At 60.0% G+C, this 22834-nt stretch carries 26 protein-coding genes; 8 read left to right on the top strand and 18 right to left on the bottom strand.

Translation table 11 applies throughout. The features are described from left to right. Window positions 1-6: 6 nt before the first annotated feature. A complete protein-coding gene (gene rppH / locus ACB032_RS12470) occupies window positions 7-534 on the bottom strand; it encodes an RNA pyrophosphohydrolase (RefSeq protein WP_024944577.1) in 528 nt (175 codons plus the stop codon). 733 nt (window positions 535-1267) lie between these two features. On the opposite strand from rppH, the gene mutH reads away from it, so the two are divergent. Together mutH and ACB032_RS12480 are read left to right on the top strand one after the other, a co-directional pair. After that, entirely contained in the window at window positions 1268-1942 is a 675-nt protein-coding gene (gene mutH / locus ACB032_RS12475; RefSeq protein ID WP_016349416.1) for a DNA mismatch repair endonuclease MutH, read from the top strand. Between the two features lie 82 nt (window positions 1943-2024). Then, window positions 2025-2354, top strand: a complete 330-nt coding sequence (locus tag ACB032_RS12480) for an isoamylase early set domain-containing protein (protein ID WP_011704632.1) — start codon at window positions 2025-2027, stop codon at window positions 2352-2354. Between the two features lie 103 nt (window positions 2355-2457). Here the strand turns inward: ACB032_RS12480 and rplS are convergent, their stop codons facing one another. The 5 genes from rplS to ffh all read right to left on the bottom strand — a co-directional run bounded on the left by rplS (window position 2458) and on the right by ffh (window position 5977). After that, entirely contained in the window at window positions 2458-2805 is a 348-nt protein-coding gene (gene rplS / locus ACB032_RS12485) for a 50S ribosomal protein L19 (RefSeq protein ID WP_005313505.1), read from the bottom strand. 32 nt (window positions 2806-2837) lie between these two features. After that, complete coding sequence (trmD, locus tag ACB032_RS12490; protein WP_011704631.1) at window positions 2838-3587, bottom strand: tRNA (guanosine(37)-N1)-methyltransferase TrmD; 750 nt, start codon at window positions 3585-3587, stop codon at window positions 2838-2840. A gap of 34 nt (window positions 3588-3621) precedes the next feature. Beyond that, window positions 3622-4143 (bottom strand): ribosome maturation factor RimM, encoded by a 522-nt coding sequence (rimM, locus tag ACB032_RS12495; RefSeq protein ID WP_011704630.1) that lies wholly within the window; start codon window positions 4141-4143, stop codon window positions 3622-3624. A 24-nt stretch (window positions 4144-4167) separates the two neighbouring features. Continuing rightward, the gene (rpsP, locus tag ACB032_RS12500) at window positions 4168-4416 is read right to left on the bottom strand and encodes a 30S ribosomal protein S16 (RefSeq protein ID WP_005341383.1); all 249 of its coding nucleotides are present in this window, start codon (window positions 4414-4416) and stop codon (window positions 4168-4170) included. Window positions 4417-4600: 184 nt separating this feature from the next. Then, complete coding sequence (gene ffh / locus ACB032_RS12505; RefSeq protein ID WP_024944579.1) at window positions 4601-5977, bottom strand: signal recognition particle protein; 1377 nt, start codon at window positions 5975-5977, stop codon at window positions 4601-4603. Window positions 5978-6251: 274 nt separating this feature from the next. Here ffh and ACB032_RS12510 point away from each other — a divergent pair, with 274 nt between their 5' ends. Together ACB032_RS12510 and ACB032_RS12515 are read left to right on the top strand one after the other, a co-directional pair. Further along, window positions 6252-7043 (top strand): inner membrane protein YpjD, encoded by a 792-nt coding sequence (locus ACB032_RS12510; RefSeq protein WP_011704628.1) that lies wholly within the window; start codon window positions 6252-6254, stop codon window positions 7041-7043. Window positions 7044-7083: 40 nt separating this feature from the next. After that, window positions 7084-8364: an HlyC/CorC family transporter gene (locus ACB032_RS12515; RefSeq protein WP_011704627.1), complete on the top strand. Its 1281-nt coding sequence runs from the start codon at window positions 7084-7086 to the stop codon at window positions 8362-8364. 33 nt (window positions 8365-8397) lie between these two features. Here ACB032_RS12515 and ACB032_RS12520 read toward each other — a convergent pair whose 3' ends face one another. Then, window positions 8398-8865 (bottom strand): Rrf2 family transcriptional regulator, encoded by a 468-nt coding sequence (locus ACB032_RS12520; RefSeq protein ID WP_011704626.1) that lies wholly within the window; start codon window positions 8863-8865, stop codon window positions 8398-8400. 110 nt (window positions 8866-8975) lie between these two features. On the opposite strand from ACB032_RS12520, the gene hmpA reads away from it, so the two are divergent. Continuing rightward, entirely contained in the window at window positions 8976-10169 is a 1194-nt protein-coding gene (hmpA, locus tag ACB032_RS12525; protein WP_371138024.1) for an NO-inducible flavohemoprotein, read from the top strand. Between the two features lie 101 nt (window positions 10170-10270). Here the strand turns inward: hmpA and ACB032_RS12530 are convergent, their stop codons facing one another. From ACB032_RS12530 to ACB032_RS12555, 6 genes are all read right to left on the bottom strand, one after another. Then, window positions 10271-10870, bottom strand: coding sequence for a tetratricopeptide repeat protein (locus ACB032_RS12530; protein WP_016349413.1), 600 nt, complete (start codon window positions 10868-10870; stop codon window positions 10271-10273). Between the two features lie 436 nt (window positions 10871-11306). Continuing rightward, complete coding sequence (gene mdh / locus ACB032_RS12535) at window positions 11307-12242, bottom strand: malate dehydrogenase (RefSeq protein WP_011704623.1); 936 nt, start codon at window positions 12240-12242, stop codon at window positions 11307-11309. Window positions 12243-12463: 221 nt separating this feature from the next. Continuing rightward, window positions 12464-13126 carry an arginine ABC transporter permease ArtM gene (gene artM, locus ACB032_RS12540; RefSeq protein ID WP_016349411.1) on the bottom strand — a complete coding sequence of 221 codons (663 nt, stop codon included), beginning with the start codon at window positions 13124-13126 and terminating at the stop codon, window positions 12464-12466. 2 nt (window positions 13127-13128) lie between these two features. Next, window positions 13129-13779, bottom strand: coding sequence for an arginine ABC transporter permease ArtQ (gene artQ, locus ACB032_RS12545; protein ID WP_011704621.1), 651 nt, complete (start codon window positions 13777-13779; stop codon window positions 13129-13131). A gap of 3 nt (window positions 13780-13782) precedes the next feature. Beyond that, a complete protein-coding gene (locus ACB032_RS12550) occupies window positions 13783-14520 on the bottom strand; it encodes a transporter substrate-binding domain-containing protein (protein ID WP_011704620.1) in 738 nt (245 codons plus the stop codon). A 25-nt stretch (window positions 14521-14545) separates the two neighbouring features. Next, a complete protein-coding gene (locus ACB032_RS12555) occupies window positions 14546-15286 on the bottom strand; it encodes an ATP-binding cassette domain-containing protein (RefSeq protein ID WP_005308671.1) in 741 nt (246 codons plus the stop codon). A 201-nt stretch (window positions 15287-15487) separates the two neighbouring features. Between ACB032_RS12555 and argR the strand changes: the two genes are divergently transcribed. After that, the gene (gene argR / locus ACB032_RS12560) at window positions 15488-15958 is read left to right on the top strand and encodes a transcriptional regulator ArgR (protein ID WP_005308670.1); all 471 of its coding nucleotides are present in this window, start codon (window positions 15488-15490) and stop codon (window positions 15956-15958) included. Window positions 15959-16044: 86 nt separating this feature from the next. Here argR and ACB032_RS12565 read toward each other — a convergent pair whose 3' ends face one another. From ACB032_RS12565 to glnK, 5 genes are all read right to left on the bottom strand, one after another. Next, complete coding sequence (locus ACB032_RS12565; RefSeq protein ID WP_371138025.1) at window positions 16045-16950, bottom strand: Dyp-type peroxidase; 906 nt, start codon at window positions 16948-16950, stop codon at window positions 16045-16047. Between the two features lie 103 nt (window positions 16951-17053). Continuing rightward, window positions 17054-18088: an ABC transporter ATP-binding protein gene (locus tag ACB032_RS12570; RefSeq protein ID WP_371138026.1), complete on the bottom strand. Its 1035-nt coding sequence runs from the start codon at window positions 18086-18088 to the stop codon at window positions 17054-17056. An 82-nt stretch (window positions 18089-18170) separates the two neighbouring features. After that, entirely contained in the window at window positions 18171-19796 is a 1626-nt protein-coding gene (locus tag ACB032_RS12575; protein WP_371138027.1) for an ABC transporter permease, read from the bottom strand. 40 nt (window positions 19797-19836) lie between these two features. Beyond that, on the bottom strand, window positions 19837-20844 hold the full coding sequence (locus ACB032_RS12580; protein WP_080768911.1) for a Fe(3+) ABC transporter substrate-binding protein: 1008 nt from the start codon (window positions 20842-20844) through the stop codon (window positions 19837-19839). Window positions 20845-21051: 207 nt separating this feature from the next. Continuing rightward, complete coding sequence (glnK, locus tag ACB032_RS12585) at window positions 21052-21390, bottom strand: P-II family nitrogen regulator (RefSeq protein ID WP_011704615.1); 339 nt, start codon at window positions 21388-21390, stop codon at window positions 21052-21054. Window positions 21391-21591: 201 nt separating this feature from the next. On the opposite strand from glnK, the gene arfB reads away from it, so the two are divergent. Then, entirely contained in the window at window positions 21592-22008 is a 417-nt protein-coding gene (arfB, locus tag ACB032_RS12590; protein WP_171282103.1) for an alternative ribosome rescue aminoacyl-tRNA hydrolase ArfB, read from the top strand. A 33-nt stretch (window positions 22009-22041) separates the two neighbouring features. Beyond that, window positions 22042-22536 carry a methylated-DNA--[protein]-cysteine S-methyltransferase gene (locus ACB032_RS12595; RefSeq protein WP_044799132.1) on the top strand — a complete coding sequence of 165 codons (495 nt, stop codon included), beginning with the start codon at window positions 22042-22044 and terminating at the stop codon, window positions 22534-22536. Window positions 22537-22834 lie beyond the last annotated feature (298 nt).

The following is a 22834-nucleotide window of genomic DNA, read 5'->3' on the forward strand; positions in this document are numbered from 1 at the left end:
TGCTCCTTAACGGGGGCGATTGCGCCGCCCATCCTTCTTGTTGACCTGAATAGCCGGCACCGGCATCGCCAGCGGGGCAAACTCCTTCATTACCCGTCGATAGACTTCCCGTTTGAAGGAAACGACCTGACGGACCGGATACCAGAAGCTGACCCAACGCCAGTCATCAAACTCGGGATGACCATGACAGCCGAACTGGATCCTGGACTCCCTGCCCGGATCCAGCTGCAGCAAGAACCATTTTTGTTTTTGGCCAATACAGACCGGTGAACTGTCCCAACGAACGAGGCGTTTGGGCAAGCGGTACTTCAGCCAGTTGCGACTGGTGGCCATGATGGTCACATCTTCGGGCTTGAGGCCTATCTCCTCATACAGCTCACGATACATGGCCTGCTCCGGCGTCTCACCATCATCAACCCCTCCCTGCGGAAACTGCCAGGAGTGCTGCCCATAGCGCTTAGCCCACAATACTTGTCCGTCACGGTTACAGATCACGATTCCGACATTGGGACGAAACCCGTCGCCATCTATCACGTGATCACCTTATAAAGGCTGAATCTATAAGGGGATTGTTCCACATTCACCTCGTGGCAGCAAACAGGGACTGCGATCCCCCACTCATGAATAACTTTCAATTTCAAGCCGACTTATAAACAAATCCAAGGATCAACTGAGCCAAGTTGCCCACCCAGACTGTGCATAAGCCTGTGAGCAAGCAGGTATATACAGTAGTTTCATTTATCTGATCCAAACCAGGCGACAGCATACCCCATGTTGATAAAAACAGAATATGTATTTAAATACATGGTGTTAAACAATCAACGCTGGATCAAGATCCATGTCTTTCACGGCCGGCGATCCGGGATCTCGATTGTGAACAAGTTCGACTGTTCAAAGATCCACCACGGCTATTTTATCCACAGGAGTGGCACACTATCTGCTCTGGAATCGCCGTTGAAATCGGTGCTGTTTCACATTTTTTTGTAACAATGAGCCAACTATTAGCACTTGCCGGCAGTTATCCAAGATTTCTGTGGATAACTGTGTGCAATAGCGCGAGCAAACCCTTGGACAACTATTTTGAGCCTGGATCCTGCCGGTCAATGACCGACGACATAGAGACAAATTCGTTTAAAATCATTATGATAAGCACTTACTCACAAAACAGCCCCCCCTGTGCATACCCCTGCCAGGATCGGTTATAAAAACAGCGATCCTCAGCGAGGATCAGAGTTGCTAGAATAATCCCCCTTTGCAGGAGTGACCCATGCCCACCAACCCCCAGTCAGAGCAGGAATTGCTGGCCCGCGCCTATGCCATGGCGGGCTTCACGCTGGCCCAGCTGGCCGCCACGGCCGGCATCGCCGTGCCGGCGGATCTGCGTCGTGACAAGGGCTGGGTTGGTCAGCTGATCGAGTGGCAGCTAGGGGCCAGCGCCGGCAGCAAGCCTGAACAGGACTTCCCGGATCTCGGCATCGAACTCAAGACGATCCCCATCGATCCTCAGGGCAAACCACTGGAGACGACCTTCGTCTGCGTGGCACCGCTGATCGGTGTCAGCGGCCAGCAGTGGGAACAATCCAATGTGCGCAACAAGCTCTCTCGCGTGCTCTGGATCCCGGTGGAGGGCAGCCGCGAGATCCCCATCGGTGAGCGCCGGATCGGTATGCCGCTGTTGTGGAGTCCGAATGAAGAGGAGGAGCGGCTGCTGCGCCAGGACTGGGAAGAGCTGATGGACATGATAGTGCTGGGAGAGGTGGAGCAGATCAGCGCCCGCCACGGCCAGGTGTTGCAACTGCGTCCCAAGGCGGCCAACAACAAGGCTCTGACCCGGGCCATCGGCCGCAATGGCCAGCCGATCATGACCCTGCCGCGCGGCTTTTACCTCAAGATAGGCTTTACCCACGGGCTGCTGCAGCGCCACTTTGCCCTGCCCGCTTGATCTCGGTTATCAACATCCTTGTCATAAAGTGATATAAAAATAGCCAGCAGCTATTTCTTCGCAATCAGGACAAGGAGGCGTCATGCCGATCAACAAGCAATTTCTCAAGTCCCGCCCCGAGGTCAAGGTGACCTTTGCCGTGGAAAAAGAGGCAGCAGGAGAGGCCGAACAGGTGCTGTTGCTGGGGGAGTTCAGCCAGTGGCAACCCATCGAGCTCAAGCGGATGAAGAGCGGTGAGTTCAAGACCACCCTCAATCTGCCGACCGACGGTCCCGCTCATTTCGAGTATTGCTACCAGCTGGTGCAACCCAATGGGGAGACCCACTACGACAATGACTGGGCGGCGGATGACTACGTGCCCGGTCCCTTCGGACGGGACAACTCGGTGGTGCGGGTCAGCCAGCCAGGTTGAGCCGGCACACCCGAAAGCGGATACAAAAAAGGCTCGCCATTGGCGAGCCTTTTCACTACCTGTCGAGCTTTTCGCCGACATACCGACACCAATTCGAATCGAATTAGTTGAGCTTCTCTTTGATACGAGCAGCTTTGCCGGACAGGTTGCGCAGGTAGTACAGTTTGGCGCGGCGAACATCACCACGACGCTTCAGTTCTACACTGTGGATCAGCGGAGAGTGAGTCTGGAATACACGCTCAACACCTTCGCCGTTGGAGATCTTGCGAACGGTGAAAGCAGAGTGCAGACCGCGGTTACGCTTGGCAATAACGATGCCTTCGAAAGCCTGCAGACGCTCTTTACCACCTTCTTTAACACGAACTTGAACACGTACGGTGTCGCCCTGGGCAAAAGCCGGGATGTCGGTACGCAGTTGCTCTTGTTCAAGCTGCTGAATAATCTTGCTCATTGTCTTTCCTTACCTAGGATAAACTGAAAACTCTACTTAACGCTGTCACGCACTTCGCGGACATACTCGGCAAGAAGTGATTCTTGCTCGTCAGTCAGAGCTAGGTTGTTAATAAGTTCCGGCCTTCTCTGCCAGGTTCGTCCGAGCGATTGCTTGAGCCGCCAGCGCCGAATCACTTCGTGATTGCCGCTTGTCAGCGCCTCTGGCACCGCCAATCCATCCAACAACTCCGGCCGAGTGTAGTGGGGATGATCCAGCAGGCCATCCGTGAAGGAGTCCTGCTCGGCACTGGCCTGATCGCCCAAAACCCCAGGGACCAGACGCGAAACCGCATCGATCAGGGTCATGGCAGGCAACTCGCCACCACTTAACACGTAATCTCCGATAGACCACTCTTCGTCGACTTCGGTTTGTATCACGCGTTCATCGATACCTTCGTATCGACCGGCGACCAGAATCAGTTTCTGATTCGTCGCCAACTCGGTCACGCCCGCTTGAGTCAGCTTGCGTCCCTGAGGAGAGAGATAGATGACTTTCGCCCCGTCTCCCGCCGCTTGCTTGGCTGCATGAATCGCGTCACGCAGCGGCTGAACCATCATTAACATGCCGGGCCCACCACCATAAGGACGATCATCGACCGTACGGTGTTTGTCGTGGGTAAAGTCCCGGGGGTTCCAGCACTCAATCTGCAGCAGGCCACTCTTGACGGCCCGACCCGTTACCCCGTGCTCGGTAATGGCTCGGAACATTTCAGGGAAGAGGCTAATCACCCCAATCCACATAAGAAACCTCCGGCACCCGTGTTAGCGCGGGAAACTAGAAACCAGGATCCCAATCAACTTCGATTGTTCGAGCAGTCAGATCAATGTTCTTGATCACCTGCTCTTCCAGGAACGGAATCAACCGCTCCTTCGCACCAAAGGCATCTTTTACATTGGCCTCAACCACCAACACATCGTTGGAGCCGGTTTCCATCAATTCGGTCACCTTGCCCAGGTCGTATCCCTTGGTGGTCACTACCGAGCAACCAATCAGGTCACGCCAGTAGAACTCGCCCTCAGGCAACGCAGGCAACAGATCGGCGGCTACGCCAATCTCGACATTGGTCAATGCCAGGGCATCCTCGCGCACGTCGATACCATCGAGTTTGCAGATCAGACCCTTGTTGTGACGTTTCCAGGATGAAACCTGAATTTCACGCCACACCCCGTTCTGATTGATCAGCCAGGGGTTGTAATCGAAAATCGCTTCGGCAACATCGGTGAAGGAGTTCACTTTAAGCCAGCCCTTGATGCCGTAAACGGTACCCAGGGTGCCCAGAACTACAGGTTTTTCCACCTTAACTCCTTACCGTTTGGCTGATTAAGCAGCTTTGGCAGCGTCTTTGATCAGCTTGGCAACGCGGTCAGAAACAGCGGCACCAGTACCAACCCAATGCTCGATGCGAGCCAGGTCCAGGTTCAGCTTTTCAGCGTTACCAGAAGCAACCGGGTTGAAGAAACCAACACGCTCGATGAAACGACCGTCACGGGCGTTACGGCTGTCAGCAACTACTACCTGGTAGAACGGACGCTTTTTCGCGCCACCACGTTGTAAACGAATGGTTACCATATCGTCCTCATTAACATCTAATGAACAAGGCCCGCAAACACGCGGACCCTAGCTTAAAATAAGCCGCGTAATTCTACTTGGATTCGTAATAATTGCAACCAAGCCAGCCATTTTTTGCACAAGCGGCCCCATGAAAAGGGCCCACCCATGGTGAGCCCCTGACGTGTGCATGACGACCCGGTAATCAGAAGGGGCCGCGGCCACCACCGAATCCCGGCGGCAGCATGTTCTTCATCTGCCCCATCATCTTGCGCATGCCGCCCTTGCCGGACATCTTCTTCATCATCCGCTGCATCTCGGTGAACTGCTTGAGCAGCTTGTTCACGTCCTGCACCTGCATACCCGAGCCCGCGGCGATGCGACGCTTGCGGGAACCCTTGATGAGGTCGGGATGGGCACGCTCCTTGGGCGTCATGGAGCTGATGATGGCCTCCATCCGCACGGTGAGCTTGTCATCCATCTGATCCTTGATGTTGTCTGGCAGGCCGGACATGCCCGGCAGCTTGTCGAGCATGCCCATCATGCCGCCCATGTTGCGCATCTGGGCCAGCTGCTCGCGGAAATCTTCCAGATCGAAGCCCTTGCCGCTCTTGACCTTGCTGGCCAGCTTGGCCGCCTTCTCTTTATCGACGTTGCGCTCCACCTCTTCGATGAGAGAGAGCACGTCGCCCATGCCGAGGATGCGGGAGGCCAGACGATCCGGGTGGAACGGCTCCAGCGCATCGGTCTTCTCGCCCATACCGATGAACTTGACCGGTTTGCCGGTGATGTGGCGCACCGACAGAGCGGCACCACCGCGGGCATCGCCGTCCGCCTTGGTGAGGATCACGCCGGTGAGCGGCAGCGCCTCGTTGAAGGCCTTGGCGGTATTGGCGGCATCCTGACCGGTCATGGCATCCACCACGAACAGGGTCTCGACCGGCTTGATGGTGGCGTGGAGATGCTTGATCTCGTCCATCATGTCGCTGTCGACGTGCAGGCGACCGGCGGTATCGACGATCACCACGTCATAGAACTTCTTGCGTGCCTGATCGATGGCCGCATTGGCGATGTCGACCGGCTTCTGGCTGGCATCGCTCGGGAAGAAGTCCACACCGATGTCGCCCGCCAGGGTTTCCAGCTGTTTGATCGCCGCCGGACGATAGACGTCGGCACTGACTACCAGCACCTTTTTCTTGCTGCGCTCTTTGAGCAGCTTGGCCAGCTTGCCGACCGTGGTGGTTTTACCGGCACCCTGCAGACCCGCCATCAGGATGATGGCCGGTGGCTGGGCTGCCAGGTTGAGCTGCTCGTTGGCCTCCCCCATTACGGAGACCAGTTCGCCATGCACAATCTTGATGAAGGCCTGGCCCGGGCTCAGGGACTTGGCCACTTCCTGGCCAACCGCCCGCTCCTTGACGCGAGCCACGAAGTCACGCACCACCGGCAGGGCGACGTCCGCCTCGAGCAGCGCCATGCGAACTTCGCGCAGGGTCTCTTTGATGTTCTCTTCGGTCAGACGACCACGGCCGCTGACATTGCGCAGGGTGCGCGAGAGTCGTTCAGTCAAATTCTCAAACATGACGCATTCCGGTTCTTGGCGTAACAAATGGGGGCATTATACCTCAGCCGGCGCAATGAGGACGATTATTCGCCGCACACGACGGTGGCCTGCCCTCAAAAAGGGCTGGCGGCTGGTATTTCGGTCGGTGCCGGCGCACCTTCTGGTGCGCGCCGCTGCGGCAGACTGCTGCCTATATATGGGCGGATCGGCGGCAGCACAACTGGCGAGCACATCTTGTGCAAGGTATACTGCCCTTCCTATTCCCAATCGCTTGCTCGACAACGACCCGGTTATGATCGTGATCTCTGTTCTGGCCCTGGCGTTCTATCTGCTGGCCATCATCGCCTCTCTGCACCTGCTGCTCAGTGCCAAACCAGTGGGACAAGCCCCCCTGTTTGCCTGCATCGGACTGGCCCTGATCGCCCATGGCACCGCCGTGGCCGGCGAAGTGCTGGTGACTCACTCCGGTCAGAATCTGAGCATGCTCAACGTCGCCTCGCTGGTCAGTCTCATCATCAGCTGCTTCATGACCTGCGTCACCCGCCGCTTCAACGGCTGGATCCTGCTGCCGGTGGTCTACAGCTTCTCGGCCCTGCTGCTGGCCGCTAGCGCCCTCATTCCCGGTCGCTACATCACCCATCTGGAGGCCCATCCCCAGCTGCTGCTGCACATTGGTCTCGCGCTGATGGCCTACTCGGTATTGATGATCGCCTGCCTGTTCGCGCTGCAGCTCGCCTGTCTGGACCGGCAGCTGAAGTCGCGCAAGATCAGCCAGCTGCCCGCCATGCCGCCCCTGATGACGGTGGAGAAGCGGCTGTTCCAGCTCATCTCGGCGGGTCTGTTCCTGCTGACTCTCTCCATTGCCTCCGGCCTGTTCTTCCTCGAAGACATGTTCGCCCAGGGCAAATCCCACAAGGCCATCCTCTCGATCCTGGCCTGGTGCGTCTACGTGCTGCTGCTGTGGGGCCACCATACCCGTGGCTGGCGCGGTCGCAAGGTGATCACCCTGAGCCTGATCGGCAGCTTCATCCTGACTCTGGCCTATTTTGGCAGCCGCTTCGTCAAAGAAGTCTTGTTGAGCTGACCGCCACCCTTTTTATCACCCACTCCCACAGGAGCCCTTCTTGGACAGTATCTCAACGAGTACATTGCTGATTGTTCTCGTTATCTTGATCCTCTTGTCTGCTTTTTTCTCCAGTTCCGAAACCGGTATGATGTCCCTCAACCGCTACAAGTTGCGGCATCTCGCCCAGACCAAACACAAGGCCGCCCGCCGGGTAGAAAAGCTGCTCTCTCGCCCGGATCGCCTGCTGGGGCTGATCCTGATCGGCAACAACCTGGTCAACATCCTCGCCTCGGCCATCGCCACCATCGTCTGTATCCGCGTCTTCGGCGATCTGGGGGTGGCCATCGCCACCTTCGGCCTGACCCTAATCGTGCTGGTGTTTGGTGAAGTGACCCCCAAGACCCTGGCGGCCATGTTCCCGGAGAAGATTGCCTACCCGGCCTCCTGGGTGCTCAAGGGGCTGATGGTGCCACTCTCACCCCTGGTCTGGCTGATCAACGGCATCACCAGCGGCCTGCTCAAGCTGCTGCGGCTCAACCCCAGCAAGGATGACGCCCTCAATACCGAGGAGCTGCGCACCATCGTCAACGAGGCTGGCAGCCTCATCCCCCAGCGCCATCAGGAGATGCTGCTCAGCATTCTGGATCTGGACAAGATGACGGTGGAGCACATCATGGTGCCGCGCAGCGAGATCTACGCCATCGACATCAACGATGACTGGAAAACCATACTGCGCCAGCTGGCCCACTGCGCCCACACCAAGATCCTGCTCTATCGCGACAACATCGACGACGTGGTGGGCTTTCTGCACGCCCGCGACGCACTGAGGCTGATGGCCAGGGATCAGTTCAACAAGTCGAGCCTGCTGCGAGAAGTGGACGAGATCTACTTCATCCCGGAGGGAACGCCGCTCAACGTGCAGCTGGCCAAGTTCCAGCGCAACAAGGAGCGGATCGGCCTCATCGTTGACGAGTACGGCGACATTCAGGGGTTGATCACCCTGGACGACATTCTGGAAGAGATAGTGGGCGACTTCACCACCTCCATGACCCCCGCTCCCAGCGACGAGATCCACCCCCAGCCGGACGGCTCCTTCCTGGTGGAGGGCTCCGCCAGCATCCGCGAGCTGAACAAGGAGATGAGCTGGCAACTGCCCATCGACGGGCCCAGAACGCTCAATGGCGCCATCCTGGAATACCTGGAGGAGATCCCCCAGCCCAACATCAGCCTGCGGCTGGCCGGTTACCCCATCGAGATCCTGGAAGTGGAGAACAACATGGTGAAGATGGCGCGGATCATGCCTGATTTATACCGTAACGAGTCTGGCTTTGAAGATTGAAAAAAGGCTGCCACTGGCAGCCTTTTTGCTTGCTCACTCGCTCTCTTCATCCGGCTCCAGCACCAGAGTCGGAATCAATTCGCCAAATACCTTCTGCAGCTCGTCGCGATTGGCCAGCAGATCTTGCAGGGTATAGCTGTCCATCACCGCCAGAAAGGCGTTCATCGCCTCCTTCAGGGCATTCTTCAGCAGACAGACCGAGACGATGTGGCAGGCCGGCGAGCCGCAATCTATCCCGTCCAGATTCCCTTCCAGCGCCCGGATCACCTGACCGATGTTGACGGTCTCCGGCGCACAAGCCATGCGGATCCCGCCATTCTTGCCACGCTGGGACTGCAGATAGCCCAGTTTCACCAGCTGGTTCACCACCTTCACCATGTGATTGCGGGAGACGTCATACAAGGCGGAGACCTTGGCCACGCTCGACAATTCGCCCTCCGGCAGGGTCGCCAGATAGAGCAGGGCTCTCAATCCAAAATCGGTATAGCTAGTTAGTCTCATAGTGCCTGTGGCGCATCGCGCGGAAATTGATTATTGATTCAGATCAAATAAACATCTAGGATGCAGCTTATTAAGTGACATTTTAGATGTTCAATTAGCAAGGACCCCCTATGTTAGACCAAGCCACCATCGCCGTCATCAAAAGCACCATCCCTTTGCTCGAATCGGCGGGCCCCGCGCTCACCCAGCACTTCTACCAGCGCATGTTCAGCCATAACCCGGAACTGAAGGACATTTTCAACCTGGCGCACCAGCGCAGCGGCGGTCAGCCGCTGGCGCTGTTCAATGCGGTGGCGGCCTATGCCAAGAACATCGACAACCTGGGGGCACTGGCCGGGGCTGTGGAGCGTATCGCCCACAAGCACACGGGTTTCCTGATCCAGCCAGAACAATATCACATTGTAGGTAGTCATCTCTTGGCCACGCTCAAAGAATTGGGTGGAAGTGCGGTCACCGACGAGGTGCTGGATGCCTGGGGCAAGGCATATGGCGTGCTCGCCAGCATCTTCATCGGCCGCGAGAGCGAGATTTATCAGGAGAAGGCGAGCCAGGCAGGTGGCTGGCAGGGTTCCCGCCCCTTCCTGATCAAGGAGAAGCGGGTCGAGAGCGAACTCATCGCCTCCTTCCTGCTGGCGCCGGTGGATGGCAAGCCGGTACTGAACTTCAAGCCGGGCCAGTACCTCAGCATCAAGCTGGTCCACCCCGAGCTGGAATATCAGGAGATCCGCCAGTACTCCCTCTCCGATGCGCCCAATGGCCAGCACTACCGCATCAGCGTCAAGCGCGAGCCGCAGGGCCAGGTTTCCAACCTGCTGCACGATCATCTGCAAGCGGGTGACAAGATTGAGGTGATGCCCCCCACCGGCGATTTCTACCTGAAAGCCGATGGCCATACCCCGGTGGTGCTGCTCTCGGCCGGTGTGGGTGTCACGCCGATGATGAGCATGCTCAACCAGCTGCTGGCGAACGGCCATCAGGCCGACATCACCTGGCTGCACGCCTGTGAACAGGGTGCCGTGCATGCCTTCAGGGAGGATATTCAGCAAAAATCCCACCAGAACGCCAACCTGCTGAGCCGGGTCTGGTATCGGGAGCCCCAGGCCAGTGACGTCCAGGGCAAAGAGTACGACTTTGCCGGTACCATGGAGCTGAGTGCAGTGAAGGAGCGCATCACGCCGCAGGCCCACTACTACTTCTGTGGTCCCGTCGGTTTCATGCAGGCAGTCAAGCAGCAGCTGATCGCGGCGGGCATTCCGGCCGGCCAGCTTCATTACGAAGTTTTTGGTCCCCACCAAGATCTGTAAGGCGGGCTAATCACTATAACCAGCTGAGGGGCCAGCCTGTCACGGCACGGCGGCCGGCTCCTCCCGGCCCACGGATGCAGATCCGTGGGTCATTTTTTGGCTCAGTGCATCGCCTTGGCACGAGCGATGGCGTTGGCCGGCATCCGGTTGCCGAGCCGGCTCAGCAGGCTGGTCGCCTTCTGGTGCAGCGCCTTGTCGCCGATCACCGTACTGTGCAACCAGTGGTAGGCCTCTTCATAGTCGAGCGGGCTGCCCATCCCCTGCAGCAGCATCTCCACCCACTCTATCTGTGCCCGCTGGAAGCCCAGGCTGGCCGCCTCTCGCATCAGGGTCTCGGCCTTGAGCAGATCCTTTTGCACCAGCGTGCCTTTCCAGTAGTAACGGCCCAGTTGTTCCAGCGCCGGCGCCAACCCCTGATTGGCCGCCTCCCACATGAATTTGACCCCCAGCTCCGCGTTGGGCTTGATGCAGACCCCCCAGGCCAGCATATCCCCCCACAAAAACTGATAGGCAGGCACCTTCATCACCTCGGCCCGCACCTCGATATCCTGGGTAAGCTGGCACCTGTCCTGCTTTACCTGCTGCAGGTGACGCCCCTGCTCAATCCAGTTGAGCAGCTCGTCCTGACGATAGAGCGGCACCGCCTGCAACGTGCCGCTGTCCACATTCAGCCCGCTGCTGCTGCTCGGGGTGCTGGTCATGGGGCGGCTATTGGGCGAGCGCCCGCTATCCGTAGCGACAGGTGCGGGAATGGGGGCAGCTGCCGGCGCATCGGCCGTCGCCGGGCTGGCCGATGGCGCAGCCGTGGTATCCGCAGCCGCCGGTACAGCGGTCGCAGCAGATGGGACCGCCGCCTCCGGTTGCACCGGCGTGCTGGCCGGTGCGGAAGCGGCCGCGGCCCCGCTCGTCGCCGCGGCGGCAGAGGCGGAAGGCTCGGCCCCCTGCGCTTGGCTCGTCAGCAATGGGGGCGTCAGCAAACAGAGAAGGCCGACAAGGGTAATGGGTTTCATCATAAGGATCTCCTGCAGCACCCTGTTATCGGCAGCCGGTGGCATCCCCTTAGGCCGGCGCCGCCTGCATCCGTCACCATAACAACAAAGGGGAGCCGAAGCTCCCCTTGCTGTCCATCCGGACGCCTTACTTAACGAACTCGACACCCAGCTGGATATCGGCTTTCAGAGTGGCCAGCATGCCATCCATCGCCTCTTGTTCAAAGGCGCTCAGCTTGCCGTAGTCCAGCACGGTTTCGACACCGTTCTTGCCAAGCAGGATGGGCTGCGCGAAGAAGGTGGCGTGTTTGCCGTCGCCTTCCACGTAGGCGCACTCGATGACGTTGGCTTCACCCTGCAGGCCCTTGATGAGCGACAGGCCGAAACGGCAGGCAGCCTGGCCCATGGAAAGGGTAGCGGAACCGCCACCGGCCTTGGCTTCCACCACTTCGGTACCGGCGTTCTGGATACGCTTGGTCATGGCGGCCACTTCGTCGGCGGTGAAGCTGGCACCTTCGATCTGGGAGAGCAGCGGCAGAATGGTCACGCCACTGTGGCCACCGATCACGTTGACACGCACCTTGTCGACGTTCAGACCCTTGGCCTCGGCCACGAAGGTCTCGGCACGGATCACGTCCAGGGTGGTGACGCCGAACAGGCGACGCTTGTCATAGACACCCGCTTTCTTCAGCACTTCGGCGGCGATGGCGACCGTGGTGTTGACCGGGTTGGTGATGATGCCGATCAGCGCTTTCGGGCAGGAGGCGGCGCACTTTTCCACCAGATTCTTGACGATGCCGGCGTTGATGTTGAACAGGTCGGAACGATCCATGCCGGGCTTGCGAGCCACGCCGGCGGAGATCAGCACGACATCGGCGCCGACCAGAGCCGGGCTCGGATCTTCACCGCAGAAACCTTTTACTTTCACGTCAGTCGGGATATGGCTCAGATCGACCGCCACGCCCGGGGTCACCGGAGCGATGTCATACAGGCTCAATTCGGAACCAGCAGGCAGACGGTTTTTCAACAGCAGAGCGAGGGCTTGGCCGATGCCACCGGCGGCACCCAGAACGGCAACTTTCATGATCAACTCCATGTTTAAGCGTAGGTTTAAGGTTGTTTCTTGTTGTGCGCCCAACCTTAAAGGATCCCCCCCTAAAAAACAATCTGATAACAGTTGTAATCACAGGTTCTGTGAGCCAATAAACAGGCGGCGAATAAAAATGGGGGGAAATGCAAAAAATTGGAGGAGAAGCACAGATTTCCTGCACTTCCCCTCACCATTAATAGGTAGATTTACCGACTTCAGCCCTGGAAGGCCAACGCCCGGCGTTCACACCAACGAAAACCAATTGTTAACAATCCGTTCATGGTCAGGTAGAGGGCACCGGCCACGGTGAACACCGCCAGGGTGTCATAGGTCTGGGCATTGAGGCGCTGGGCCAGCCCCATCACATCCATGATGGTGATGGTACTGGCGAGCGAACTCCCCTTGAGCACCAGGATCACCTCGTTGGAGTAGGCGGGCACCAGTCGCCGGGCGGCGTGACGCACCTTCATCCACAAGGTCTGGCCGGCGGAGAAGCCGAGCGCGCGGCAGGCCTCTACCTCACCGGCCGGGATGGCATCGAGCGCCCCCTTGAACAGCCGGGTGGAGTAGGCGGCGGTATTGAAGCCGAGCGCCAGCACGGCGCAGAACCAGGGCTGCTTGAGCAGCGGCCAGAGCGGCCCTTCTTTGAGCCAGGCAAACTGGCCCGGCCCGTAGTAGATGAGGAAGATCTGGATCAGCAGCGGCGTGCCGGTGAAGATCAGCACCCACAGCTGCACCAGCTGGGTCGCCACCGGAATGCGACGCTCCAGCACCCAGGTCATGGCAGCCGCCATCAGCACGCCGAGCAGCAGGCTGAATGCCGTGAGTTGCAGGGTAATCGCCAGGCCACCCAGCAGGGTCATCAGGTAATCCTGCATGATCAGCCTCCGTAACGGCGGGTGTAACGGGACGCCTGCTTCAAGCCAAACTCACTCACCAGGCTGATGGCCAGGTAGATGAGGGCCGCCGCGGCATACCAGGTGAAGGGTTGATAGGTACTGGCCGAGGCCATCTGGGCCTGGCGCATCATCTCGTTCACCCCGATGAGGGAGACCAGTGCGGTGTCCTTGAGCAGCACCAGCCACTGGTTGCCGAGCCCCGGCAGGGCGTGCCGCCACGCCTGCGGCAGCACGATGCGAAAGAAGATGTGACGCTTGCCAAGGCCGAGCGCCAGCGCCGCCAGCCGCTGCCCGGCGGGCACCGCATTGAGGGCGGCCCGCAGGGTCTGGGTGGCGTAGCTGGCGAACAGCAGGGAGAGCGCCAGCACGCCGCAGGCGAACGGGCTGAACTCCACGTACTCGCCGGTGATGAGGAACAGCACCTGGGTCGAGCCGAAGTAGATGAACAGCACCACCAGCAGCTCGGGCAACCCGCGGATCAGCGTGGTCAGGGTGGCCACCGGCCACACCAGCGCGCGCTGCTTGCTCAGTTCGGCGGCGCTGAACGCCAGCGCCAGCACCATGCCCCCGACCAGGGATGCCAGGGCCAGCCCGAGGGTCATCCAGGCTGCATCCAACAACAGGCTCAACATGGCTTAGTGCGCGAAATATTTGTCGTAGATCTTCTGATAGGTGCCGTTGGCCTTGATGTCGGCCAGCCCCTTGTTCAGCTGAGTCAGCAGCTCCTGATTGCCCTTGGCCACCGCGATGCCAAAGCCGGTACCGAAGTACTTGGCGTCAGTCACCGGCGTGCCGATCACGGCATACTCCTTGTGCTGCTTGAGCCAGTCGGCGGCGACCGCGGTATCGGCAAACACACCGTCGGTGCGACCGTTCATCATGTCGAGGAAGGCGCTCTGATAGCTGGCGTAAGGCACGGTCAGCAGACCCTTGCTCACCCAGTTGTCCACCAGATAGGACTGGTGGGAAGTGCCGTTCTGCACGCCGACGGTCTTGTCCACCAGCTCTTCCGGCCCCTTGAAGGCGCCCTTCTTGGTCACGAACACCGCGGAGTTCTGGTAATAGATGTCGGAGAAATCGACCTGGGCGGCACGCTCCGGGGTCACGTCCATGGCGGCGATGGCGGCGTCATAGCGACGGAATTTCAGGCTGGGGATCAGGCTGTCGAAAGCCTGGTTGTGGAAGCTGCACTCCAGCTTGGCCTGTTCACAGATGGCGCGGGCCAGATCGATGTCAAAACCCTGGAACTCGTTCTTGTCGTCCAGGTATTCGAACGGCGCATAGGTGGCCTCGGTGGCGAACTTGATCTCCTTGGCCAGCACCGAGGTGCTCAGCAGGCCCATGGCGGCGACCAGCAACAGACTCTTTTTCATGACAGCTTCCTTATCGATTTGAATATCAATGCATCAAGAATTCGGCAAACCGGCTGGTTTGCGGGGCTTGGAAAATGGCGGCGGAACCGGCTTCGATGATCCGCCCCTTCTCCAGATAGATCACCTGGCTGGCCACCTTGCGGGCGAACTCCACCTCGTGGGTCACCACCACCTGGGTGATACCGGTCTGGCCCAGGTTGCGGATGATCTCCGCCACTTCCTTGGTGATCTCGGGGTCGAGGGCCGCCGTCGGCTCGTCAAACAGCAGCACCTGGGGGTCCATCATCAGGGTACGGGCGATGGCCACCCGCTGCTGCTGACCGCCGGACAGCCGCGCCGGCCAGGCGTCGCGCTTGTCGGCCAGTTGCAGCTGGGCCAGCAGATAGCCCCCCTTCTCCATGGCTGCTGCCTTGCTCATGCCGAGCAGTTTGACCGGCGCCTCGATGAGGTTCTCCATCACGGTGAGATGGGGCCACAGATTGTACTGCTGGAACACCATGCCCACCTTGCGCCGCAGCGCCTGGGTCTGGCGGTTGAACTCGGCGGTGGAGAGGCTGGACGGGAAAGAAAATTCACTTTCACCGATGCGCAGAACACCGGCATCCGGGGTGTCCAGCAGGTTCATCATGCGCAGCAGAGAACTCTTGCCGGCACCGCTCGGGCCCAGCAGCACCAAGGTCTCACCGGGAGCGGTCCGAAAGCTGACCTGTTGCAGTACCGGCACCTTGTGCCAAGATTTTTCGATACCGATTAATTCAATACCCATACAGCCCAATTGAATAAGTTTTCAAAATTTCGTCCTGATTCTAACGCTGGCATGGGTGGATGCAAGCTATATTTGAATCAATATGCAGAACAAGCGCCGCTTCCTTGCAAAAATAGGCATATGAATGCAAAATGGGCACGCTGTTCATATCTGCCGCCTGAGCGTGACAGGCAGCCAAACCTCCTCATTCGTGAGTCCAAGATGAAGCATAACGACAAGCAAGAAAAACTGGCCAAGGCCTTTAAAGCCTTGCTGAAAGAAGAACGATTTGGCTCCCAGGCAGAGATAGTGACTGCCCTGCAAGAGATGGGCTTCGAAAACATCAACCAGTCCAAGGTATCGCGCATGCTGAGCCGCTTCGGCGCCGTTCGCACCCGCAATGCCAAGATGGAGATGGTCTACTGCCTGCCGGTGGAACTGGGCGTGCCCACCACCTCCAGCCCGCTCAAGAATCTGGTGCTGGATGTCGACCACAACGGTGCTCTGGTGGTGATCCATACCAGCCCGGGTGCGGCCCAGCTGATCGCCCGCCTGCTCGACTCCCTCGGCAAGGCCGAAGGGATCCTCGGCACCATCGCCGGTGACGACACCATCTTCATCACCCCGACCAGCGACACCGACATCGAAGAGCTCTACCTCTCCGCCCTCGAGCTGTTCGAACAGACGCCGTAATGGTTGCCGCCGCGTCATCGCGGTCCCGCCAACACGCAAAATCCCGGCCAAGGCCGGGATTTTTGTTATCTACGGGTGGGCGAGCCTTATTTGCCCTGCGCCACCAGAAAATCTTCTGAAGGGGCGAAGAAGGCTGCGCCGGTCACCGCTTTGGTGAAGCGCAGCAGGTGATCGAAGTGACTGCCCTCCCCCTTGTACATGCTGGCCAGCATGGCGTTGAAGTGCTGCGGGGTGCGGCAGCAGGAGATGAAGTAGAGCCCCTGCTCGGTCATGGTGCCCCAGGGCATGCTCTGGCGCAGTATCTCCATGGACTCGCCCTTCGGCGTCTTGAGGTTGACCCGCTTGATGTGGGCGGTCAGCGGCTTGTCAGCCGACTCGTACTCGATGTTGTCGACCTTGGTGCGACCGATAATGTCTTCCTGCTCTTTTTGCGCCAGCTTCTCCCAGTCGCTCATGGCGTGGACCCAGCGCTGCACGTGGATGTAGGAGCCGCCGGCAAACTCGCCGCCGTCCAGCAGCGCCACTTCGGCGCGGTGCTCATCCTGCGGGTTCTCGGTGCCATCGACAAAACCGGTCAGATCGCGGCAATCCAGATTGCGGAAGCCGCGCACCTCTTCGGCCAGCTCTACCACTCCGGCCAGCAGAGCCATGACGCGCTGACCGGCGTGATGCAGCACATCCACCCGATCGGCACGCAGTTGCACGAACAGATCAAACGGGGTGTTGGGGGCCTCCTGGCCGTTGGCGGATTGCGCCATGAAGCCGCGGAACTGGGGCGGACGGGCGGCAGGATAGAGGCCATCCCAGGCATCGGCACCGACGGCGACCAGACCGCTGAAGCCGGCAGCGGGGAAATCGGCGGCCACCGCCTCCCACAGGGCCGGCAACCTGGCTAGACGGGCCACCAGTTCGGCGGCGTCACCGGTGCGGTTGAACATCAGATAGAGGGCGTGCAGATTGGGCTCGGCACAGATCCCGGCTTGGGCTTTCATATATCTCTCCCCTGAACAGACATTGGCGATATGGGCGGTTAGCGTTGCGCGATTATAAACCAGCGCGGTTCCAGTTCATTGATTTCACGACGATATCACGCGTTCAGGGTAAAGGGTCAAACAACACCAGTGCGTGAGGGGTCACCCTGACCCGCGCCCGCGCGCCCTCCAGCGGCTCGCCGATGCTCGCCTCCAGCCGCAGCTCGCCACTCTCGAACAGCACCCGGCAGTGGTGACCGAGGAACTGCTGCTCCACCACCTTGAGCTCGCCATCCGCGACGCTCTCCAGCAGCAGCTGCTGGGGCCTGAGCATCAGTTGCAGCAGCTCACCCGCGGCCCGGCCATGGGGCTCGCTGCCGCAGATGACCCCGAGCGCCGTGCGCACACAGTGGCTGTCCACCACCTCGGCCGCCAGGTAGTTGACCCCGCCGAGAAATTCCGCCACGAAGCGGTTCTGGGGGCGGCGATAGAGCTGCTCCGGCTGGCCCACCTGCTCGATGTGACCCGCGCGAAACAGCGCCAGCCGATCGGCGAAGGCAAACGCCTCTTCCTTGCTGTGGCTGACGAAGATGGCGCCGATCCCCTGCTGCTTGAGCAGGGCGCGGATCTCGAGGATTAACTTCATCCTTACCTGGGTGTCGATGTTGGAGAAGGGTTCGTCCAGCAGCATCAGCCGCGGCTTGCATACCAGCGCCCGGGCAATCGCCACCCGCTGCTGCTGGCCACCGGAGAGCTGATGGGGATAGCGATCCCCCAGCCCCTGCAGATTGACAAGCGCCAGCGCCTCGTCCACCTGCTGCTGGCGGGCACGGCGATCGAGTTTGGTCAGGCCAAAGCCGACGTTGTCGGCCACCGTCAGGTGGGGAAAAAGGGCGTAATCCTGAAAGATCATGCCGATGTTGCGCGCCTCGGGCGGCACGCTGACATCCGGCCCGTCGAGCAGGGTATCGCCGAGGCGGATCGTGCCCTCCGCCAGCGGCAACAGGCCGGCGATGGCCTTGAGCAGCGTGGTCTTGCCGCAGCCGCTCGCCCCCAGCAGGCAGACAATCTCGTTGTCGGCCACCGTCAGGGAGAGCTGCTCCAGCACATTGCGGCCGTTGTAACGGCAACTGACATTTTCAACCTGCAAACAGGACAAGGCTGACTTCCTCTCATTTCTGGCGGTGTGCGGCCTTTCGGCTCAGCACACTGCATGCAATTTCATTGGCCTACGTGGCGACTCAGTGCCCCGCCCCATCCAGGTTGCGGTTGACCCAGATCAGCGGCAACAGCCCCACCAGCACGATGACGATGGCACCGAGCGCGCCGCGCTCCAGCATCTCGTCCGACACGAACTGGTAGACGTGGGTCGCCAGGGTGTCGAAGTTGAACGGCCGCAACAGCAGGGCGGCGGGCAGCTCCTTCATGGATTCGATGAACACCAGCATGGCACCGGCAAACAGGCCGCGCCGCACCAGCGGCAGGTGCACCCGCCGCAGCATGGCGCCATCTCCCAGCCCCAGGGAGCGAGCCGCCATGTCGAGGCTGGAGGAGATCTTGCCCATGCTGCTCTCCACCGAGCCGATGGCGATGGCCACGAAGCGCACCAGATAGCCGAACACGATGGCGGTGATGGTGCCGGTCAGCAGCAGCCCCGGCCCCTGACGCCCCAGCCACTCGGCCAGATCGTTGATGGCAAAGTCGAGGGCGGTGAGCGGCACCAGCACCCCGATGGCCAGCACGGTACCCGGCATGGCATAACCCATGGCGGCGATGCGCAGCGGCAGCAGGCTCTTGATCCCGCCATCGAGACGACGACAGAAGCCGAGCAGCAGGGCGATACCCATGGCCAGCAGGGCGGTCAGCGCCGAGATAGCCAAGCTGTTGCCGGCAAAGCGGACAAACTCCGGCGTCCACGACAATTCGAAGTAGCGCACCCCGTAGTCCAGCAGGATGACGAACGGCAGGCCGAAACCGGCCAGTACCAACCCCCAGCACCAGAGACCGGCCAGCCAACGACTCATCCCCTTGAGCGGGTAGCGCAGCGGCTGCTCATGACCCATCGACTTCTGGAACACCTGCTGCCGGCTGCGCGAGCGGCGCTCCAGCGCGATCAGCAGCACCACCGCCAGCAGCATCAGGCAGGAGAGCTTGGCGGCGGTGGCCAGGCTGCCATAACCGAGCCAGGTGTCGTAGACCGCCGTGGTCAGGGTGTTGATGGCAAAGAAGTGGACGGTGGCAAAGTCGGCCAACGTCTCCATCGCCACCAGCGATACCGCCACCATGATGGCAGGGCGCGCCAGCGGCAGACTGAGGCGGCGAAAGCTCTGCCAGGGGGAGCAACCGAGCAGGCGGCTGGAGTGAATGAGGCTGACCGACTGCTCTAGAAAAGAGGCGCGGGTCAGCAGATAGACGTAGGGAAACAGCACCAGCGCCAGCACCCAGGCGGCGCCGCCGAGGGAGCGGATGGCCGGGAACCAGTAGTCGGCCGGCCCGCTCCAGTCAAACAGCTGCCGCAGCCCCGCCTGCAGCGGGCCCGAGTAGTCGAGCAGGTCGGTGTAGACATAAGCGACGATATAGGAGGGCATGGCCATCGGCAGCATCAGCGCCCACTGCAGGGCACGGCGCCCCGGCACCTGGCACATGGCCACCAGCCAGGCGGTCGGCACACCGAACAGCAGGCTGAGCAGCACCACGCCGACCACCAGCCCCAGGGTATTGGCCAGATAGTCGAACAGCACGGTATCGGCGAGGTGGCCAAACAGATCTCCGTCGGCCGACAAGGCGGAGAAGACCAGAGCAAGCACCGGCAAAGCCAGCAGCAGGGCGCTGGCCCAGCTGCCGGTAATCCATCCAAAATTTTTCATGAGACCACAGAGGTTGATGGGGCCCTTGGCCCCATCTGAATTACAAGTCGAATTTCACTTCATCCAGCAGCTGCAAGGCGTCCTTGCGGTGCTTGGCGTAATCGCTGACCGGTAGCGCATCAGACTTGAAGCTGCCCCAGGACTTGACCATGGCGGAAGGCTCCACCCCGGCCTTGACCGGATACTCGGCGTTCACGTCCGCATACATGTGCTGGGCGGTGTCGCCGGCCAGGAACTCCATCAGCTTCTGGGCCTCAACCTTGTTCTTGGCGTACTTGGTCATGGCCACACCGCTCACGTTGACGTGGGCGCCGCGGTCAGCCTGGTTAGGGAAGTTGATGTAGACGGCATCGGCCCAGGCTTTCTGCGCCGGATCCTTCAACATGGCGCCCAGGTAGTAGCTGTTGCCGAGCGACAGATCACAGATACCATCCTTGATCGCCTTGACCTGATCCCGGTCATTGCCCTGCGGCTTGCGCGCCAGGTTGGCCTTGACCCCTTCCAGCCAGCTCTTGGTCTCGGCCATGCCGTGATGAGCGATCATGGAGGAGACCAGCGCCACATTGTACTCATGCTTGCCGCTGCGGGTGCAGATTTTTCCTTTGAATTCAGGCTTGGCCAGATCTTCGTAGCTGATGGTATCGAGCTTGCCGAGACGATCCTTGCTGGAATAGATGGCGCGCACCCGAGTGGTCAGCGCGAACCAGCGGTTGTCCGGATCGCGATAGATGGCGGGGATGTTCTCCTGCAGGATCTTGCTGTCCACCGGCTGCACCAGCCCCTTGTCCACCAGATCGGTCAGCCGGCTGATGTCGACGGTCAGCATCAGATCCGCCGGGGAGAGCTTGCCTTCCCGCTCCAGACGCTCGTTCAGCCCCTCTTTGGCGAACACCACGTTCACCTTGATGCCCGATTCCTTCTCGAACTGCTGGATGATGGGCTTGATCAGCTCATCCTGCCGGTTGGAGTAGACATTCACCTCCCCTGCCGCCAATGCCGACTGAGCCGCCAACGCAGAGAAAGCCAGTGCCAACATCTTCATTTTCATCATCCATTCCTTGAGTTGCTATATCGAGTGAGAACCATTGCTGTTTGCATTTTGCATTGAGCTCGACAGCCGGATCAAGAAATCCTGATGTGGCGGGATCACATATTTAAACCCTGTTCAAACAAAGGGGCCGGATAGAATCCTATCCGGCCCCACCATGGAGTCAATCAGCGACAACGTACCGATCATTAGCCCCATCCAGCGCGATCAGAGCGCCTCGTCGTCGCTCTCACCGGTCCGAATGCGCACGGCCTGCAGCAGGTCATAGACGAAGATCTTGCCGTCACCGATCTTGCCGGTATAGGCGGCCTTGCAGATCGCCTCGATCACCCCTTCGACGTTGTCGTCGGCCGTCGCTATCTCCAGCTTTACCTTGGGCAGGAAGTCGACCTGATACTCGGCTCCCCGGTATAATTCGGTGTGCCCCTTCTGGCGGCCAAACCCTTTGACCTCGGACACGGTCAGACCCTCGACCCCCAGGTTGGCGATGGCCTCGCGCACGTCGTCCAACTTGAAGGGTTTGATAATCGCAGTAATCAGCTTCATCTGGTTGCTCCCAATCCATGGTATGTCATGAATGGGGAATCAATTCTTGTGCCAAGTCTTTTTATTGTTTAATTTCAAAAAGATAGCATTTACGTCTGGAGCAGGACTCTCCCGGCATCACCAAGGGAGCGCATCTCGCCCCATTATGAGGCACCAAGCTGAGCCAGCCACAGCCGATGCACCAAACAAGAGCACCGCAGTATGTTAGTCATCTCCAACAGCGTTACCCTGCCCTGGCATGAACTGCAATTCCAGACCATGCGGGCACAGGGCAACGGTGGCCAGCACGTCAACAAGACCGACTCCGCCGTCTGGCTGCGCTTCGATTACCGCAACTCCCCCAACCTCACCCCGCTCTACAAGGAGGGGCTCGACAAGCTGAGCGACAGTCGGGTTCACGACGGCTTCATCATGATCCGGGTCGAGACCCACCGCAGCCAGGATATGAACCGCAAGGAGGCGATGAACCGTCTGGTGGAGCTGCTGAAGAAAGCGGCCTGGCGCCCCAAGGCCCGCCACGCCACCAAGCCGACCCGCAGCTCCCAGCGCAAGCGGGTCGATGCCAAGAAGCGCAAGGGGGAGATAAAATCGACCCGCGGCAAGCCGGTAGTGGACTAGCCGGGCCCTTGCCCAACGCCCGAGGATGACAGAATGAAATTCAGTTTTTGCGACAGCGCCCACGGCCCCCTGCTCATCGCCATCGACCGGGACGGGCTGCGCTATGTGGAGTTCGTGCTAGGCGAGCAGCCGGTCACCCCGACCGACGAATGGCAACGCGACGATCAGGCGCTGGCCCCCTTCATCGAACAGTTCGCGGCCTACTTCGCCGGTCGCCTGCGCCGCTTCGATCTGCCGCTGGCCGCCCGGGGCACCCCTTTTCAGCAATCGGTGTGGCGCGCCCTGGGCGATATTCCCTACGGCGAGACCGTCAGCTACCTCGAGATAGCCCAGGCCATCGGCAATCCCAAGGCAGTTCGCGCAGTGGGTGCCGCCAACGGGCGCAATCCGCTCAGCATCATAGTGCCCTGCCACCGGGTGATCGGCCGCAGCGGCGAGCTGACCGGTTATGCCGGCGGCATTCCCATCAAACGTTGGTTGCTGGCGCTGGAGCAACAGACCGCAGACGACTTCGTGCTGACCCCCTGACCAGCCAGTGGAATCCCGCTCACAGCGCTGGCTGCCGGCGCTGGAACAGCAGACCGCAGACAACTTCGCGCTGACCCCCTGAGCCTCTGACCAGCCAGCCCGCATTGCGTTTAGCAAAATGAACATAGTATGAAGAATCGCCTCAGAAGGGCTTCAGACAGCATCAGGCATCATGGCTTCACACTTGGATGGCATGGCTCATCCCTCATTCAAGTGGCACCCATGTGACGCTTCCAATCTGTCTTTTTCCCCGCGCCTCCCTGAGGCGCTTTTTTTTTGCCGGCAAACGGCCACAAAA

The organism is Aeromonas sp. S5(2024), assembly GCF_041403025.1.
GTDB lineage: Bacteria > Pseudomonadota > Gammaproteobacteria > Enterobacterales > Aeromonadaceae > Aeromonas > Aeromonas hydrophila.

Bases quoted from the DNA above. Each gene is read 5' to 3' on its own strand.
- ACB032_RS12480 (WP_011704632.1), top strand. From the start codon at position 2,025: ATGCCGATCAACAAGCAATTTCTCAAGTCCCGCCCCGAGGTCAAGGTG.
- artM (WP_016349411.1), bottom strand. From the start codon at position 13,126: ATGCAGGATTACCTGATGACCCTGCTGGGTGGCCTGGCGATTACCCTG.
- mutH (WP_016349416.1), top strand. From the start codon at position 1,268: ATGCCCACCAACCCCCAGTCAGAGCAGGAATTGCTGGCCCGCGCCTAT.
- artQ (WP_011704621.1), bottom strand. From the start codon at position 13,779: ATGTTGAGCCTGTTGTTGGATGCAGCCTGGATGACCCTCGGGCTGGCC.
- mdh (WP_011704623.1), bottom strand. From the start codon at position 12,242: ATGAAAGTTGCCGTTCTGGGTGCCGCCGGTGGCATCGGCCAAGCCCTC.
- glnK (WP_011704615.1), bottom strand. From the start codon at position 21,390: ATGAAGCTGATTACTGCGATTATCAAACCCTTCAAGTTGGACGACGTG.
- arfB (WP_171282103.1), top strand. From the start codon at position 21,592: ATGTTAGTCATCTCCAACAGCGTTACCCTGCCCTGGCATGAACTGCAA.
- rplS (WP_005313505.1), bottom strand. From the start codon at position 2,805: ATGAGCAAGATTATTCAGCAGCTTGAACAAGAGCAACTGCGTACCGAC.
- ACB032_RS12555 (WP_005308671.1), bottom strand. From the start codon at position 15,286: ATGGGTATTGAATTAATCGGTATCGAAAAATCTTGGCACAAGGTGCCG.
- ACB032_RS12510 (WP_011704628.1), top strand. From the start codon at position 6,252: ATGATCGTGATCTCTGTTCTGGCCCTGGCGTTCTATCTGCTGGCCATC.
- ACB032_RS12550 (WP_011704620.1), bottom strand. From the start codon at position 14,520: ATGAAAAAGAGTCTGTTGCTGGTCGCCGCCATGGGCCTGCTGAGCACC.
- ACB032_RS12575 (WP_371138027.1), bottom strand. From the start codon at position 19,796: ATGAAAAATTTTGGATGGATTACCGGCAGCTGGGCCAGCGCCCTGCTG.
- hmpA (WP_371138024.1), top strand. From the start codon at position 8,976: ATGTTAGACCAAGCCACCATCGCCGTCATCAAAAGCACCATCCCTTTG.
- ACB032_RS12530 (WP_016349413.1), bottom strand. From the start codon at position 10,870: ATGACCAGCACCCCGAGCAGCAGCAGCGGGCTGAATGTGGACAGCGGC.
- ACB032_RS12565 (WP_371138025.1), bottom strand. From the start codon at position 16,950: ATGAAAGCCCAAGCCGGGATCTGTGCCGAGCCCAATCTGCACGCCCTC.
- trmD (WP_011704631.1), bottom strand. From the start codon at position 3,587: ATGTGGATTGGGGTGATTAGCCTCTTCCCTGAAATGTTCCGAGCCATT.
- argR (WP_005308670.1), top strand. From the start codon at position 15,488: ATGAAGCATAACGACAAGCAAGAAAAACTGGCCAAGGCCTTTAAAGCC.
- ACB032_RS12520 (WP_011704626.1), bottom strand. From the start codon at position 8,865: ATGAGACTAACTAGCTATACCGATTTTGGATTGAGAGCCCTGCTCTAT.
- ffh (WP_024944579.1), bottom strand. From the start codon at position 5,977: ATGTTTGAGAATTTGACTGAACGACTCTCGCGCACCCTGCGCAATGTC.
- ACB032_RS12580 (WP_080768911.1), bottom strand. From the start codon at position 20,844: ATGAAAATGAAGATGTTGGCACTGGCTTTCTCTGCGTTGGCGGCTCAG.
- ACB032_RS12595 (WP_044799132.1), top strand. From the start codon at position 22,042: ATGAAATTCAGTTTTTGCGACAGCGCCCACGGCCCCCTGCTCATCGCC.
- rpsP (WP_005341383.1), bottom strand. From the start codon at position 4,416: ATGGTAACCATTCGTTTACAACGTGGTGGCGCGAAAAAGCGTCCGTTC.